Annotated in this window: 15 protein-coding genes and 1 tRNA gene; 9 read left to right on the top strand and 7 right to left on the bottom strand. The window is 51.2% G+C overall.

The annotated features are described in order from the left end of the window. Positions 1-38: 38 nt before the first annotated feature. The gene (locus tag HV832_RS03000) at positions 39-1,985 is read right to left on the bottom strand and encodes a CocE/NonD family hydrolase (protein WP_176802034.1); all 1,947 of its coding nucleotides are present in this window, start codon (positions 1,983-1,985) and stop codon (positions 39-41) included. A gap of 287 nt (positions 1,986-2,272) precedes the next feature. Between HV832_RS03000 and HV832_RS03005 the strand changes: the two genes are divergently transcribed. Continuing rightward, positions 2,273-2,752, top strand: coding sequence for a hypothetical protein (locus HV832_RS03005; protein ID WP_176802035.1), 480 nt, complete (start codon positions 2,273-2,275; stop codon positions 2,750-2,752). Positions 2,753-2,870: 118 nt separating this feature from the next. On the opposite strand, the gene HV832_RS03010 is transcribed toward HV832_RS03005, so the two are convergent. Together HV832_RS03010 and ppnN are read right to left on the bottom strand one after the other, a co-directional pair. Further along, on the bottom strand, positions 2,871-3,827 hold the full coding sequence (locus HV832_RS03010; protein WP_176802036.1) for a chemotaxis protein: 957 nt from the start codon (positions 3,825-3,827) through the stop codon (positions 2,871-2,873). A gap of 162 nt (positions 3,828-3,989) precedes the next feature. Next, complete coding sequence (ppnN, locus tag HV832_RS03015) at positions 3,990-5,360, bottom strand: nucleotide 5'-monophosphate nucleosidase PpnN (RefSeq protein ID WP_218131950.1); 1,371 nt, start codon at positions 5,358-5,360, stop codon at positions 3,990-3,992. Between the two features lie 204 nt (positions 5,361-5,564). Here ppnN and HV832_RS03020 point away from each other — a divergent pair. Beyond that, a tRNA-Met gene (locus HV832_RS03020) sits at positions 5,565-5,641 on the top strand. Between the two features lie 224 nt (positions 5,642-5,865). Further along, the gene (locus HV832_RS03025; RefSeq protein ID WP_176802037.1) at positions 5,866-6,093 is read left to right on the top strand and encodes a hypothetical protein; all 228 of its coding nucleotides are present in this window, start codon (positions 5,866-5,868) and stop codon (positions 6,091-6,093) included. Positions 6,094-6,151: 58 nt separating this feature from the next. Here HV832_RS03025 and HV832_RS03030 read toward each other — a convergent pair whose 3' ends face one another. Together HV832_RS03030 and HV832_RS03035 are read right to left on the bottom strand one after the other, a co-directional pair. After that, positions 6,152-6,955, bottom strand: coding sequence for a LytR/AlgR family response regulator transcription factor (locus tag HV832_RS03030; RefSeq protein WP_176802038.1), 804 nt, complete (start codon positions 6,953-6,955; stop codon positions 6,152-6,154). 5 nt (positions 6,956-6,960) lie between these two features. Further along, positions 6,961-7,998 carry a sensor histidine kinase gene (locus HV832_RS03035; protein ID WP_223827121.1) on the bottom strand — a complete coding sequence of 346 codons (1,038 nt, stop codon included), beginning with the start codon at positions 7,996-7,998 and terminating at the stop codon, positions 6,961-6,963. Between the two features lie 101 nt (positions 7,999-8,099). Between HV832_RS03035 and argH the strand changes: the two genes are divergently transcribed. Continuing rightward, positions 8,100-9,497, top strand: a complete 1,398-nt coding sequence (gene argH / locus HV832_RS03040; protein WP_176802040.1) for an argininosuccinate lyase — start codon at positions 8,100-8,102, stop codon at positions 9,495-9,497. Positions 9,498-9,654: 157 nt separating this feature from the next. On the opposite strand, the gene HV832_RS03045 is transcribed toward argH, so the two are convergent. Further along, positions 9,655-10,056, bottom strand: coding sequence for a cupin domain-containing protein (locus HV832_RS03045; protein WP_176802041.1), 402 nt, complete (start codon positions 10,054-10,056; stop codon positions 9,655-9,657). A gap of 258 nt (positions 10,057-10,314) precedes the next feature. On the opposite strand from HV832_RS03045, the gene HV832_RS03050 reads away from it, so the two are divergent. The 5 genes from HV832_RS03050 (at position 10,315) to HV832_RS03070 (ending at position 14,869) form a co-directional block, all read left to right on the top strand. Then, positions 10,315-11,463: an ABC transporter substrate-binding protein gene (locus tag HV832_RS03050; protein WP_176802042.1), complete on the top strand. Its 1,149-nt coding sequence runs from the start codon at positions 10,315-10,317 to the stop codon at positions 11,461-11,463. Positions 11,464-11,632: 169 nt separating this feature from the next. Then, the gene (locus HV832_RS03055; protein ID WP_176802043.1) at positions 11,633-12,514 is read left to right on the top strand and encodes a branched-chain amino acid ABC transporter permease; all 882 of its coding nucleotides are present in this window, start codon (positions 11,633-11,635) and stop codon (positions 12,512-12,514) included. 4 nt (positions 12,515-12,518) lie between these two features. Next, positions 12,519-13,397: a branched-chain amino acid ABC transporter permease gene (locus HV832_RS03060; protein ID WP_176802044.1), complete on the top strand. Its 879-nt coding sequence runs from the start codon at positions 12,519-12,521 to the stop codon at positions 13,395-13,397. Further along, a complete protein-coding gene (locus HV832_RS03065; RefSeq protein ID WP_176802045.1) occupies positions 13,398-14,159 on the top strand; it encodes an ABC transporter ATP-binding protein in 762 nt (253 codons plus the stop codon). Continuing rightward, entirely contained in the window at positions 14,156-14,869 is a 714-nt protein-coding gene (locus HV832_RS03070; RefSeq protein ID WP_176802046.1) for an ABC transporter ATP-binding protein, read from the top strand. Before HV832_RS03065 ends, HV832_RS03070 begins: the two co-directional genes overlap by 4 nt. 91 nt (positions 14,870-14,960) lie before the next feature. Here the strand turns inward: HV832_RS03070 and pmbA are convergent, their stop codons facing one another. Continuing rightward, complete coding sequence (gene pmbA / locus HV832_RS03075) at positions 14,961-16,313, bottom strand: metalloprotease PmbA (protein WP_176802047.1); 1,353 nt, start codon at positions 16,311-16,313, stop codon at positions 14,961-14,963. Between the last annotated feature and the right edge of the window lie 171 nt (positions 16,314-16,484).

Genomic DNA, 16,484 nt, shown 5'->3' on the forward strand with positions numbered 1-16,484 from the left:
CATCAGGGCAATCTTTCGATAATCCGGTTTATATTCAATTATCTGGGTAATACTGGCAATACGATGCCGGAATATTGTCCCGGAGAGCGATATATCCGCTGGGTGGCAGCCTGAAAATCTTCGGTTTTGGCTGTCGCCAGATCCGAGAATTTCTGCGGATTCAGATCAATCAGCGGAAACCATGAACTCTGGACCTGCACCATGATCCGGTGTCCACGCCGGAAAGTGTGCAAAATATCCGGCATCCGGTAACGGATCGCCGCTACTTTTCCGGGTACAAACGGTTCCGGTTTCTCAAAGCTGTTACGGAATTTCCCGCGCAAAGGCTCACCGCGTACCAGCTGCTGGTAACCTGCCATCGTCATCGCCGGCGGTGGCACATCGTTCATACGATCCTTTCCCGTGTTTTTTTCGGGATATTCTGCCGGATACACATCAATCAATTTAACGATCCAGTCTGCATCCGTGCCGGACGTCGATACAAACAGCGCCGGCTCGACCGGCCCGGCGACGGTCACATCCTCCTCCAGCGGCTCGGTCTGGTATGTCAGCACATCTGGTCTGGTTGCAGCAAAACGCTGATCACTGACCATGTATTCGCGTGGAACACCCGTCGCCGTATAAGGAATAAACGGTACCGGTTTTTTCGGATCGCTGATGTAGCTATCGAAAGTATTGAATTCTTCCCGCGGCTCATTCCAGTTTAACGATCCATTCGCCGAAAAATACAACGTCTGTTTTTTTGCCTGTTGCGGCGGCCAGCTTGGGTAACTGCGCCAGACATTGGTGCCAGTCTCAAACATGGTTGCTTCTGCGCCAGGTTTGCTGCCATTTCCTTTCAGGTAATACTCAAAAAATGGGAACAGGATATGCTTACGGTAATACTCGCCAGTCTTTGAATCGAAACTGACATGGCCCAGATTTTTACCATCCGCCATACCCCAGCCTCCATGCGACCAAGGCCCCATGACCAGACCGTTGTAGTGCTCTTTCTGAGAATTTTTAATCGTCTGATACGTGGTCAGCGGTCCCTGCAGATCTTCTGCATCGTACCAACCGCCAACTGTCAATACAGCAGCATGGATATTTGTCAGATGAGCGGCGATATTGCGCGATTTCCAGAAATCATCATAGGTATTGTGTGCAATCGTCGGCAACAGCAGCTCGCGCTGTTTTTCATTGAGCTGCGCCGTGATCTGAGGCAGATTCTGGTATTTCAGAAAATAGGCGTAGCCATCCTGCATTCCATAATCAAACGGGTGCCAGGCTTTCGGCAAGACAGTCGGATTTTTTTCTACTGTGAAATTGGAATAAAAATCAAAATTGGCCGCCAGCATAAAAGCGCCGCCATGATAAGAATCATCTCCCATGTAAAGATCCGTTACCGGGGCTTGCGGCGATGCTGCTTTAATCGCGGGATGAGAATCAATGATGCTGGCCGAGGTATAAAATCCGGGATAAGAAACTCCCCAGATTCCGACCTTGCCATTATTACCGGGAATATTTTTGAGCAGCCATTCGACCGTATCGTGCATGTCCGCGCTCTCGGTACCCTCCCCCGGCTGGCGCAGCGCTTTCAGATGCGGCGTCATTTCCTGCCACACGCCTTCCGACATATAACGACCACGCACATCCTGACTGACGAAAATATATCCGCTGTCTTCCATTTCTTTCGATGGTCCCAAAGCATTCGGATAAAAATCCACACCGTAGCGAGCTTGCCCGCTGTCATGCACACCGCTGCCATACGGAGTTCTGATCATCAGAAAGGGATATGTTTTTGCAGCATCTTTCGGAACATAAACCACCGTAAACAGCCGTATTCCATCGCGCATAGGAATCCGGTACTCATATTTCGTATAGCGCTCCCTGACACCCGGTTTGACGATGGCATCGCCTGCATCAGCCAATACGCTCCAGGGCAATACTGCCGACACCAAAGCCAGCAAAAGGCAAGCCAGCCTGGAATTTTTTATCCTGATCATCGTTTTATCCTTTGTTCTGATCTTTTTATCTTTATTCTTGCCCTGATTTATTCTTAACAAGTCATATATCAACAACTCGCATGCATCATGCGCTCTTTTGCATGCAACATTAAGAAACAACCAATTTTCAAAATACTGCTACCATAAAAAATCTCTTATCCGCATCAGCCGGGCAACATCGGGCTGAAGCTGATACAGAGTGTTTTTTTAGCATTTAGTTTCACAACCGGGGGAAAACCGGTATTTTTTACATGAACAAGTTCAAAATAAAAAACATCCTGATATTCATGATCAGCGGAATCAGTATTCTCGCCACCGCAGACAGTAACGCGCAAAGCTGGCTCGGCGCACGCTACGGGGTAGCCAGCCCGGTACGGTCAGGCTGGAATGTTGGTGTGCATGCCGGGTATCCGATATACCGTCCATACGGCCCTTATTATCACAGCTCCTACTACTATGGCGGATACCGTGGCTATTACCCGTATTATCCGGAGGTCGTCTTCGGCAGCACACTGATTGGCGCGGGCATTGCAACCACAATCAATTCTGCACCGACCGTGGTTTACAACACCCCTGCCTACAATACCGTCTATATCCGGGACAACGGCAGCACCTCTAACAGTCCAGACAATTACGACAGCAACACCATTTCACCCGCCAATAACCCTAATGGTGACTGGCTGTATTGCAATCAGCCTGATGGCTTTTATCCCGCGATACGGGATTGTCCTGCTGGCTGGCGTGCGGTTCCGGCTCAAAACCGCTGAACCAGCGGTAGAAAATGTAAAAAACCACTGATCCGTCGTGTTTTTTGCACTGGTTTTCCCACAAAAAAAAGCGCCGTTGCAAAACGGCGCTTTCGATAAGCCATATGAATCCGGCTGATTATTTGACCAAAACTTTTCTGATCGCAGCTGCCAGCTCTTCAGCGACAAATTTTGCGACATAAGCATCTGCACCAACGGTCTTGATATGCTCTTCGTTGGTAGACCCAGACAACGATGAGTGAATAATGACCGGCAAAGCCTTAAAGCGCTCGTCCTGCTTGATTTTCCGGGTCAGGGTAAATCCATCCATTTCCGGCATTTCCAGGTCAGTCAGCACCATTGCCACCTTATCGCTGACCGCCCGCCCCTCAGCCTGAGCCGCCGCAGTCAGTGCCTGCAGTTTTTCCCACGCCTCCTTACCGGTCTTGGTCATAATGTATGGAGCCCCAATCGCTGACAGCGCTTGCTCAATCAGGCTGCGTGCGACACTGGAGTCGTCGGCGGCGAGAATCACAGCACCATCCCGCATCTTCAGTTTATCGCCCATCACTTCCGGGTCAACGTCTTTACTGTCGGATGGCGTAATCTGACGTAAAATCTGCTCCACATCCAACACCTGGGCCAGCCGGGTATTTTCCGTATCCCCATCCAGGCGGGCAATGCTGGTTACCATGCCGCCAACGGCACTGTTTTCAGCAGACAAAACCTGATTCCAGTCCAGACGGACAATTTCCTCTACCGACTCCACTGCAAAACCCTGGGTAGTGCGCGCATATTCGGTCACCAGCATGATGTTCAAACCGGTCTTAGGGGTGCAGCCAACTACAGCAGGTAAGTCGATCACGGGAATGATCTGGCCGCGCAGATTCACCACACCCAGCATATGCGGCAAAGAGCCGGCAACCGCAGTAATGGTGGGCATCGCAACGATTTCGCGCACCTTGAATACATTAATACCAAACAGTTCAGAACGATCGCCATTGGCATCCCCTCCGAGTCTGAACAGCAGCAGTTCAAATTTATTGGAACCAGTAAGGTTGGTACGCTCATCCACTTCTTGCTGCACAGTACTCATGATGATTTCCCTAAAAAGAATGAAACTGACCCGACATATGTTACCAATTCCGGAAGATAAGCCAAGTAAATTTATGTCTCATCAGGAATATTTTGCGACATCCGGGAAGGAGACTAGGGCTGTCACGCCGTCTTAATCCTTCCGATCCCCGGATTCAAGATGTCATTTCAGTATCCTGTAACACGGCGCATAAGCCTTGCCGGGAAGTTTCATGCGGTTTTGCGCAACAAACGCGCTTAACAGTGCATCCATGGATTCCATCATTTCCGCATCCCCGGAAATCTCAAAATTCCCGTACTGTTCAATCGCCCGGATCCCCTGGTTTTTTACATTCCCGGCCACCACACCGGAAAAGGCGCGGCGTAAATTCGCCGCCAGCACATGCACTTCCTGATTTTTATGCAATGCCAGATTACGCATATTCTCATGCGTAGGCTCGAACGGATGCTGGAATTCCCGGTCAATTTTGAGCATCCAGTTAAAATAATAGGCATCTCCTTTTTGCTTGCGGAATTCGCGTACCTTCCTGATCCCGGCTTCCACTTCAACGGCAACCCGCGTCGGATCATTGATAATGATCTGATAGATCTCCTGAGCACGCGCACCCAGCGTGTCACCGATAAAGCGATCGATCTGCCGGAAATAGTCGGCTGCGTTCTCAGGGCCGGTAAAAATCAACGGGAAAGGCAAGCCGGCGTTATCCGGATGCAGCAAAATACCGAGCAGATATAAAATTTCTTCCGCAGTACCCGCACCACCAGGAAACACCACCACGGCATGACCGGTACGGACAAATGCTTCCAGCCGTTTCTCAATATCCGGCATGATCACCAGATCATTCACAATCGGATTCGGCGCTTCCGCCGCAATAATACCCGGCTCAGTCAAACCGATATAACGACCGCTGGTGATGCGCTGCTTGGCATGGCCAATCGTGGCACCTTTCATCGGCCCTTTCATCGCCCCTGGGCCACAGCCGGTGCAGATATCCATGCCACGCAAACCAAGCTGGTATCCAACCTGCTTGGTGTAGTCATACTCTGCGCCGGAAATCGAGTGACCGCCCCAGCAAACCACCAGATTCGGATTCACCTGCGGCCGCAACAGGTTGGCATTCCGTAAAATATGAAACACCACATCTGTCACACCCTCTGTCGAATTCAGATCAAACTTATTCCCCGCCGACATTTCTGCATTAATAAACAGGATATCCCTCAGCACGGCAAACAAATGCTCCTGAATCCCCTTGATCATCACGCCATTCACAAAGGCGCTGGCAGGCGCCCGCTTCACATCCAGCTTGATGCCACGCTCCCGCTGCAGGATGGTGATTTCAAAATCAGGATAACGTTCCAGTAACTCCTTCCCATCATCCAGCCCGCTGCCACAATTCAGTACAGCCAGCGCACAATTACGAAATACCTGATACAAGCCACCGTGGCTGTTATCCAGCAACATATTTACTTCGGCCTTCGACAAAACCTCCATTCGCCCTTCCGGCGAAATCTGGGTATCGATCACTTCATATTCCATCACAACGACTTCTCCTGATCTCTCAATAACCGCATTCAGCACATGCGGCTTCATTATGCATGGCTTATCTGCGGCATGCACAGCGACATGCCGGTTCTCGGCCAAAAATCAGAGGCTTTTCTGATTTGGCGAAATAGAGATAAATTATTTTCCAACTTCCCTTGTATATCTGCGGTCAGCCATGTAGAATTCGCCCTCTTCAGACGCGGGGTGGAGCAGTCTGGCAGCTCGTCGGGCTCATAACCCGAAGGTCGTAGGTTCAAATCCTGCCCCCGCAACCAAATTCAAAGTGCGTTCGCACAATCTCAAGTCAGCAACATTCATCGACAGCACTGTATGGCACAGTTTCAGAACAATGCCGGGTGCCGTTATNATTCAAAGTGCGTTCGCACAATCTCAAGTCAGCAACATTCATCGACAGCACTGTATGGCACAGTTTCAGAACAATGCCGGGTGCCGTTATGTCTGTTGACTTCAGGATCAGCCAACCAGATGAATATGTCCAATGAAAGATTACAAAGATAACGCCACCCTGGAATTACCGGGCTTTGCCGAACCTGCCTTTGCTGAACCTGAAGTCAGAAAAAATTCAGGGCAAACCAAGCGTAACAGAACGACCCGACAGGAACAGCTGGATTTACTGGCAGCACTGGGGCCGACAGACCTGAGCGGCTTACCAGCCTGGGTCAACGATGACAATACGGATCTCACCGGACTGCCGGTCTGGCGCTGAATACCATCTTGTCACGTCTCGTATTTTCAAGTCATATTCTCAGCAGCAGATGTCTTTTTCAGCGCCCCTCGCTTTTCACTAACACCTTGATAATTGGCCACTGACGACGCGAAACAGGCAAGCGTTCGGGGGAGCCGGCAATGATGACTTGCCAGTTTTCAGATACACGCTCCTGCCCCCCTTCTGTATCTGATGCCTGAACCACCCGCTCAGCTCCCGCAATTGCTGTCCGGGCAACCAGCGCATTGCGGTGCACCCGGACGAAACGTTCGCTGAATGCCGCTTCGATCGAGAGCAGAGAGTCCTCCAGTAAATAAGATTTATGCGCCGTATGCAATGACACGTATTTCTGATCCGCCTTCAGATATAAAACATCATCTGCCGGCACCAGCAATATCCGCCCGCGTTCCGGAACTGAAAAATGATTCTTGCGCAGCGCCTCCGACGGCAGTTCAGATGTTGCCGACGCTGAGGGCAGACCACGCTGCACAACCCGGGTAATCGCATCCTGCAAACGTGCCGCCCGCACTGGTTTGACCAGATAATCACTGGCCTGAACTTCAAACGCCGGGACAGCAAAAGTATCGTAAGCTGTCACATAAATAATCGCAGGATGGCCGTATTCCGATGCATGTTGACGCAGATATTGCGCCATTTGAATCCCATTCGTTTCCGGCATCTGCACATCAAGCAGCAGGATATCGGGATGCATCTGTCTGACTTTCAGCAATGCATCCCTGGCATTATCAGCTTCACCCGACAAAATATGTGGGCATTGCTCGCGCAGATCGGACAACAGATCCTTCAGGCGTTGTCGCGCCGGTGCTTCATCATCCACAATCAAGATTGTCGGTATATTCATCACACTCACCGGCTGACCGGAAAATAAATTCTGACCTCAAAAAATCCTTCATTCTCTGTCGTCTGCAATGCGGCCTCCATATCGTAAAGCAAGGTCAGGCGCTGACGGATATTATCCAGCGCCATCTGGTTACCGGAAGTCAGCGTTTCTCCGGATTGCTGGTGCAGATGAACAGGATTCCGGATCAGGATGTCAATCTTCTCCAGCGTCCGCTGAATGCGGATTTCAATGGTGGCCGGCGTCATAGCAGGCTCCACACCATAGTGAACAGCATTTTCCAGCAGCGGCTGCAGCAACAACGCCGGAATTTCGATCTGGCGCAGATCATTGTCGCTTAACTGTGGCATGTCCCAGACGAGATGCAGGCGGTCTCCCAGCCGCAATGATTCGATCGCCAGATATTGCCGGCATAGCTGCAATTCGTCCAGCAGGCTCGTCATGTAACGGGTATCACGCATCAGCACACGAAACAAATCAGACAAATCCTCGAGTACCGTTTCTGCACGCCGGGGCTCATGGCGGATCAGCGACAAGGCAGTATTTAAGCTATTGAACAGAAAATGCGGGCGAATGCGCGCCTGCAATGCTTGCAGGCGCGCCTCCCCAAGCGCGGGGGAATAGGCCTTCATCCGTAACTCAAAATAATGCTGAAAAAGCGCTCCAAGCAATACGCTCAGGGTCACCAGATAAATCCGGTCAAGATGGGGGAAAGCATCTCCGAACCAGGCACTGCCTGCCATTATCGAGAGCGCGAAAAAACTGATCAGCCCAGGAACAACCATGCACAGCAAGCGCTGCGCCCAGACAGAAAATGGATGACGGTAAGCATAACGGCGGCAAACACACAGAATCAGCAATGACAGCAAAACAATCAGGTCAATGAGTATCGAAATTTCAATGAAATTTTGCAGCACCAGATCCCAGCTGTCGCCATGCGCCCCCAGTCCCATTAAAACCATCAGACTGACGCCAAGTAAAACACGGAAAATCACCCCGATATTGCAGCAATCGGGAATCACGGGTTCATCAGTTGTCGCAGACAAGGTTGGTCTCATCGGGTTTTGCTCAGGCAAAAGCAGCGCGGTGTTTTATAATCGGGTGTAATTTATCGCCAACCGCAGCCAATAACGGCAATCTATCTATTATGACATCACAATTCAATAAAAAGAGCGAAGCATGGTCTGCCCGTTTTTCCGAACCGGTTTCTGATCTGGTGAAACGCTATACGGCTTCCGTTTTCTTCGATAATCGTATGGCAACAGTTGATATTCAAGGCTCGCTCGCCCATGCTGAAATGCTGAGCGCGCAAAAAATCATCAGCACCGAAGACTATGCGGCAATTCAGCGTGGCATGGCACAGATCCAGTCAGAAATTGAGTCGGGTCAGTTCGAATGGCTGCTGGATCTGGAAGACGTACACCTGAACATTGAAAAACGCCTGACCGAGCTGGTTGGCGATGCCGGAAAACGTTTGCACACAGGACGCTCGCGCAATGATCAGGTAGCCACCGATATCCGCCTGTATATGCGCAACGCAATTGACCAGATCGCTGATTTCCTGCGCGCGCTGCGCAGCGCACTGATCGACCTGGCGGAAAAAAATACAGACACGATCCTCCCGGGATTTACCCATATGCAAGTGGCGCAACCTATTACTTTCGGTCATCACATGCTCGCTTACGTGGAAATGTTCAGCCGCGATACCGAACGCATGCTGGACTGCCGCAAACGCGTTAACCGCCTGCCATTGGGCGCAGCCGCGCTAGCCGGTACTACCTTCCCGATTGACCGCGAACGGGTTGCCCGCACCCTCGGTTTTGACGAGGTTTGTTATAACTCATTGGATGCAGTTTCTGACCGTGACTTTGCGATTGAATTCTGTGCCGCTGCCGCACTGATCATGACGCATATTTCCCGCATGTCAGAAGAGCTGATTATCTGGATGAGCCCGCGCGTTGGCTTCATCGATATTGCAGATCGCTTCTGCACTGGCTCATCCATCATGCCGCAAAAGAAAAATCCTGATGTGCCGGAACTCGCGCGCGGCAAAACCGGTCGCGTCAACGGTCATCTGATTGCCTTACTGACCTTGATGAAAGGTCAGCCGCTGGCGTACAACAAAGACAATCAGGAAGACAAAGAACCACTGTTCGATACGGTGGATACCCTGATTGACACCCTGCGCATTTTTGCGGACATGGCTGGCGGCATACAGGTCAAACCAGAAGCAATGCGTGCTGCAGCATTGCAGGGTTACGCCACCGCAACCGATCTGGCAGATTATCTGGTCAAAAAGGGGTTGCCTTTCCGCGATGCCCACGAGGCAGTTGCACATGCAGTGAAAACCTGCGTTGAAAAAGGCTGCGATCTCAGCGACATGTCACTGGAAGAATTGCAAACTTATTCACCGCTGATCGCCGGAGATATTTTCCAGGTTCTGACACTGGAGGGCTCAGTGGCGGCACGCAATCATATCGGCGGCACTGCACCGGATCAGGTTCGCAGCGCCATCGTCCGCGCACGCCAGAAACTGACGCTGTAACTCATCCAACCCGGTTGGCTGCTGGTGTGCAGAAAACGCCACACCAGCAATTTCCACCATCCTCAACACCGGCGAATTACCTCCCCCGCCGGATGCACAGCTGAAACCATACCTGATAGCTCTGCAGCAAAATGCACCTTCCGTTTTTGCCGACTGCTCAGACAGGCGGCGGGCTGGCAGCATTATTCGTATTCTCCCCCGGTGTCACGAATAATATCCGGCAAGGTCCCTGCAACACTTTGGCGGTATGCCAGCAAGTTTGCCTGACAATCATGGCGTTGCCCGGCTGTACCAGGCTTTGTTTTTGAATCCGGCCTTCAGCCAGGAAATGGATTTCTGCTGCACCACTGAGCAAATAAAGTATTTCATCGCCATGCGGATGGCACTCCCATGTACTCCAGTCCTCGTCAAATGCATATTCCGCAATCAGGAGGCAAGATTTAAAGCCATCAAAGCGGACATCCAGATCCTCATACAAAGTCGGTCCCACCACTGCCGTATGTGCGCACAGTGAGTGGTCCAGAACGATAAATTCTTTATCCAGCCTGACAGGTAACATTATCGCCCCCTCAGAAATCACCCTGAAAAATATCCACACCCGTTTCTCATGTGATGCAGTCTGAACTGCCCCGAAAATCAAACAGTTTTGCTGCAGCGAAGCCAAATCATACGACAGGATTTTCCACATCAGTAAAACTACTTAAGTGTCTGACATTGCAACGCAACATACAGTTTATATTGCTGTATTAGTTTGCAGCCAATACAATCTTCGGGCAAAGACTTTATTGTCCGACAAAAATCCGAGGAGACCTCCACAATGTCACAACATCTTAAATTGATAATCGCCACCGCTCTCGCAGGATACTCAGCAATCAGTCATGCCGCAGACATCAGAATCGGCATGGCAGAAGCCCTGACCGGCCCCGCTGCCAAATATGGCGTTGCGATTAAAAACGGGTTCACCCTGGCTGCAGAAGGAATCAATGCCAAAGGCGGCATCAATGGCAACAAAATCGTGCTGGTCATTGAAGACGAACAAGGAAAAAAAGAAGAAGCTATCAATGTTTTCAAAAAACTGATTTTCCAGGACAAGGTACTGATGATTTTTGGTCCAACCCTGTCCAACTCTGCATTTGCTGCCGATCCGATCGCGAACGCGACTAAAACGGTAGTTTTTGGCACCAGCAATACAGCAGACGGTATCACTGGCATGGGGCCATTCACTTTCCGCAACTCAGTGATGGAAGCCGACGTGTTACCCGTCACTACCCGGGCGGCAGTCAAACATTTCGGTATCAAAAAAGTGGCCGTCCTGTATGGCAATGATGATGCCTTCACCAAGAGCGGTTACGATGTATTCAAGTCTGCGCTGGCTGACCAGAAAATTACTGTCACGGATACAGAAACCTATGCCAAAGGCGATGTGGATTTCAAAGCGCAGCTGACGAAAATCAAAGCATCCAATCCGGACGCCATCGTCTGCTCCTGCCTGGCTGAGGAAGCTGCAAACATTATCCTGCAAACGCGCTCCCTGGGTATGAAACAACCATTCATCGGCGGAAATGGTTTCAATTCTCCGAAATTATTTGAAATCGCAAAAGATGCAGCAGACAACACTCTGATGGGTAGTCCATGGTCGGCGGAAAACATAGCGCCTGCCAATAAACAGTTTATTGCCGATTACAAAGCAAAATTCAATGCTGACCCAGATCAGTTTGCAGCACAGGCTTATGACGCTATGCACATCGTGACCGAAGCGCTGAAACAGGTCAAACTCAGCGGCAATCCTGAAAAAGACCGCCTGGCATTACGGGATGCATTACCCGCAGTCAAACACGATGGTGCTACAGGCAAATTCGCCTTCCGCCGTGCGGCACCAAAGGATGGGAAGGAAGCTGGCTATGATGCCCAGCAGGATGCCATCGTTAACATTGCTAAAGGCGGTAAATTTGTGCTCCTGAAATAATCCCGCTTTCCGCACCAAGCTGGTCACCACAGCGATTCGCCAGATATCATCCCCGGATCGCTGTTCTGTTTTATTGCCGTTTTTTTGTTTTATTCTTGAATCTGATCGTTGCTCCGACGCCTGCATTCCGGTGTCGCCCATCCATCCGATGATTTTTGTCTGGATCGTCATGTTTGAACAACAACTCATCAATGCCCTGACGCTTGGCAGCGTGTATGCTTTATTTGCGCTGGGCTTCACGCTGGTCTTTGGCGTGCTTGGCGTCATTAACCTGTCGCACGGCGCCATCTTCATGCTGGGCAGCTACATCGCCTTATTACTGGTCAGTCAGTTTCAGCTGTCGCTCTGGCTGGCAATGGCAGTCGCCATGCTGGCGTGCGGCGCACTGGGAGTGATTGTCGATTTTCTGGTGCTGCGACCGCTGCGCCGCCGCAATGCGCCACACCTGTCACCCATGATTGCGACTATTGGTGTCGCCATTATGATCACCAATATCGCACAGGGACTTTTTGGGGCTGAAAACAAGCGCTTTCCCTTCGGCACGATTCCGGAAGACAGCATCAGTATTGGCAACCTGCACCTGACTGCAGTCCAGCTCGCCATCGTACTGATCTCTTTCATCCTGATGATTGTATTACTACTGGTCATGCGCCGCACCCAGCTTGGCCGTGCCTTGCGTGCGATTGCCGAATCACCGAAAGCCGCCTATCTGCTCGGCATTAACGTGGAAGGTTTATTTCTTCTGACTTCTTTTGCCGCCGCCGCGCTGGGCGCAGCAGCAGGCGTACTGGTCGGTCTGTCATTTAATGCGATCAGTCCTTTCATGGGGCAACCAATGTTGCATAAAGGGATTGCCGTCATCATTCTCGGCGGTATGGGCGATATACGCGGCGCCATGATCGGCGGCCTGTTCCTCGGCGTTGCCGAAGTGATGAGCGTGGCATACCTGTCCAGCGATTTTCGTGATGCAGTCGCCTTCGGTTTGCTGTTTTTGATTTTACTGGTGCGCCCCTCCGGTATGTTCGGCAAGATTTTAGAAAGAAAGGCATAACATCATGCTCGAATGGTGGGAAGGTTTCTGGTCGATATACAGTACCGTTATTTTTGGTGTCGGCATCAATGCCATGCTGGCACTGTCTATTTATCTGACACTCTCCTGTGGGCTGCTATCGCTGGCGAATGCGGCATTCATGGGCATTGGCGCTTATGCTGCATCCATGATCAGCATGCAGACAGGATTGTCTTTTCCGGTCGCGCTGCTGGCATCTGCATGTGCACCGGCAGTTGTTGCCCTGGTGATCGGCATACCTACCCTGCGCTTGTCCGGTGTATATCTGGCGATGGCAACACTGGGATTCGGCGAAGTCGTGCGTGTGATCGTATTGAATCTGGAGATAACAGGCGGGCCGATGGGAATCAACGGCATCCCGACAAAAACAGAGTGGTGGCATATCGCAGTGATATTGGGGCTGACTATATTTGTATTGGCCAGACTGCGCCGCTCGAAGATCGGACGCGCATTTGAAGCCATCAAGGAGGATGAAATTGCAGCCAGGCTGATGGGGGTGAATGTGGCAGGATATAAGCTGCTGGCATTTGTCATAGGCGCCGTGATTGCCGGACTTGCCGGCGGTCTGAATGCGCATTACACCTTCACGATCGGCCCGGGAAATTACGCCTTTGAAAATGCAGTCGATATTCTGACAATGGCCGTATTTGGTGGGACCAGCAATCTGCTCGGCCCACTGATTGGCAGCACCACCCTGACGCTGCTACCCGAAGTCATGCGCTCCATGAAAGATTTTCGCCTGGCGGCCAATGGCCTGATTTTGATTCTGGTGATCCTGTATCTACCTAAAGGAATCTGGGATCCGGCACGATTGCGCGGATTACGCAGCCGATTTACCAAAACATCTTCAGCTAAAGGAAGTTAAATGCTGGAATTACAAGCCATCAGTAAGCGTTTCGGTGGACTGCATGTTCTGCAGGATGTCAGTTTCACGATGCCAGCAGGCAGTATTTACGGACTGATCGGTCCCAATGGCGCAGGAAAAACGACGATCGTCAACCTGATCACAGGATTGCTGCGCCCGTCCAGCGGTCACCTGCGTTTCAACGGCAAAGATCTGAGCATGGTTGAACCACATAAAATTACCCAGCTCGGCATTGCCCGCACCTTTCAGAATATCCGCATCTTCAAAGAAATGACTTTGCTGGAAAATGTTGTGGTCGGCATGCATGATGACCTGAATTACAACGTCGCCAGCCTGTTACTGAATCTGCGCAGTTTCCGCGAAGCTGAGCTACAGGCAAAAACCCGCGCTCATGAACTGCTGTCCTGGGTCAGGCTGGACCATAAGGCGCACATGCTGGCCGATAATCTTTCTTACGGTGAGCAGCGCAAACTCGAGTTCGCCAGGGCACTGGCAACGCAACCCCAGCTATTACTGCTTGATGAACCGGTTGCAGGGATGAATCCTTCGGAAAAAACCGAGCTCATGACAGAAATCAACAATATCCGTAACCGGGGGTTCTCGATCTTCATGATTGAGCATGATATGCGTTTTGTCATGGAACTCTGTGACCGGATCGCCGTACTGAATTTCGGAAAAATTATCGCAGAGGGTACACCGGATCAGGTGCGCAGCAATCCAGATGTAATTGAAGCCTATCTCGGTAAGGAGGAGGCCGCATGAGTGCACTGCTGCATATTGAAAATCTGAGTGTCAATTACGGTCATATTCAGGCGGTTAAAAATATCAGCCTTGAATTACAGAATAGCGAAATCACGGCACTGGTCGGGGCAAATGGCGCGGGAAAAAGCACATCACTGCTGGCAATCTCCGGTCTGATCAAAGCAGCATCCGGGACCATCCGTATGGCAGGAGAAGATATCAGCACCCTGTCACCCCATCAGATCGTGCAAAAAGGTGTCGTACAGGTGGCTGAAGGCCGCGCTATTTTGACGACACTGACAGTGCAGGAAAATCTGGATCTCGGTGCTTATACTCGAAAAGACAAAATACAGATCCACCGCGACCTGGACTATATCTTCACCCTGTTCCCGGTATTAAAAAACCGCGCCACCGGACTGGCGGGCAATTTGTCGGGCGGGGAACAGCAAATGCTGGCAATCGGGCGGGCCTTGATGGCCAAGCCCAAAGTCTTACTGCTGGACGAACCTTCCATGGGGCTGGCGCCATTGATGGTGCAGGAAATTTTCCGCGTCCTGAAAGAAATTAATCAGTCCGGGCTGACCATCCTGCTGGTGGAGCAAAATGTGCGTCAGGCACTGAAAATCGCCCAGCGCGGCTATGTGCTTGAAAATGGTGAAATCGTCTTGCAGGACAGCGGTCAGAATCTTCTGCACAATCCCCGGGTGATTGCTGCTTATCTGGGGGCGTAATCCACCCGATAACGCACTTCGTTCCGGCAGAATTACCCTCTCTAAAAAAAGACCCCCGAATTACTCCGGGGGTCTTTTTTTATTTTGAACTTCAGCCTCCGGCGACCATCATGCTTTCTATCAAAATGGAACCGGTCTGTTTCGTCCCCCGGATCAGACTATCAGCGCCGACAGCAACGATCTGACGGAACATATCCCGCATATTGCCGGCAATCGTGATCTCCTCTACCGGATACTGAATAACGCCGCGTTCCACCCAGTAACCTGATGCGCCGCGGGAATAATCCCCGGTGACATAATTCACCCCCTGGCCCATAAGCTCAGTTACCAGCAAACCGGTATCCATTTTTCGCAACATGGCGGCAAAATCATCGTTGCGCTTTGTCAAACTGGAACTCAGCGTCAGATTGTGCGAACCACCGGCATTACCCGTTGTTTTCATCCCCAATTTGCGCGCCGAGTAGGTCGACAGAAAATATCCTTGCAATATCCCCTGACTGACGACCTCTCGTTTTTGTGTCCGCACACCCTCGTCGTCGAATGGCGATGAGCCAATTCCTCCGATAATGTGCGGGTCTTCCTTGATCCTGATATGCTCAGGAAAAATCCGGGTACCCAATGTATCAAGCAGAAAAGAGGATTTACGATACAGCGCGCCACCAGACGTCGCCTGCACAAATGCCCCCAGCAATCCCGCCGCCAGCGGAGCTTCAAATAATACAGGGCATTTCCGCGTATCAAGCTGCCGTCCGTTCAACCGTGCCAGTGCGCGCTCTGCCGCATAACGCCCGATCGCTTCCGGCTGTGCCAGTTTACGGGGATTGCGTTGCGAGGAATACCAGTCATCACGCTGCATTCTGGCACCTTTCCCGGCAATCGGCGCAACAGAAATAGTATGTCGCGAGATCGGGTAGCCACCTGTAAATCCGCGCGAATTGGCAGCAACGAAGTGCGATTGCTGCACGTGAACCCCAGCCCCCTCGCTATTGGTGATACGCGGATCAACGGCAAATGCAGCCGCTTCCGCCCGTTGCGCAAGCACAATCGCTTCCTCGGCTGAAATCAGCCAGGGATGGCAAAGTTTCAGATCCAGCGGCGACATTTCAAACATATCCGTATCTGCCAACCCGGCACAATCGTCTTCCGCAGTAAACCGCGCGATGTTATATGCTGCATCAACCGCATCTTTTAGTGCCTGAGCCGAAAAATCAGAAGTGCTGGCATTACCGCGCCGCTGACCAAGATACACCGTGATACCGATTCCTTTATCGCGATTCTGCTCAATCGTCTCAACCTTGCCTTTCCGCACGCTGACCGACAAACCGCCACCTTCGCTGATTTCCACCGCTGCGTCACTCGCGCCCCTTAATTTTGCAAAATGCAGCATATCCTGCGCGATTTGCTTTAACTGATCCTGGGAATGGGTAAAAACTGGTTTGCTCATAAAAGAATTTCTCTGGAGATAAACAATATGATGAATTCTCATCATTAAACACACACTTAATATGGCCTTGCCCTGGCAATACAGGGACAACAGCTGCCCATTTTGTCTCTGTTTCGGTTAAAACGGGTATCATATCAGCCGTTGTGCGACACGTGTCCCCCGTGCGCAGTT

It is taken from the genome of Cognatundibacterium oligocarboniphilum, assembly GCF_013377855.1.
Taxonomy (GTDB): Bacteria; Pseudomonadota; Gammaproteobacteria; order Burkholderiales; family Burkholderiaceae_D; genus Undibacterium; species Undibacterium oligocarboniphilum.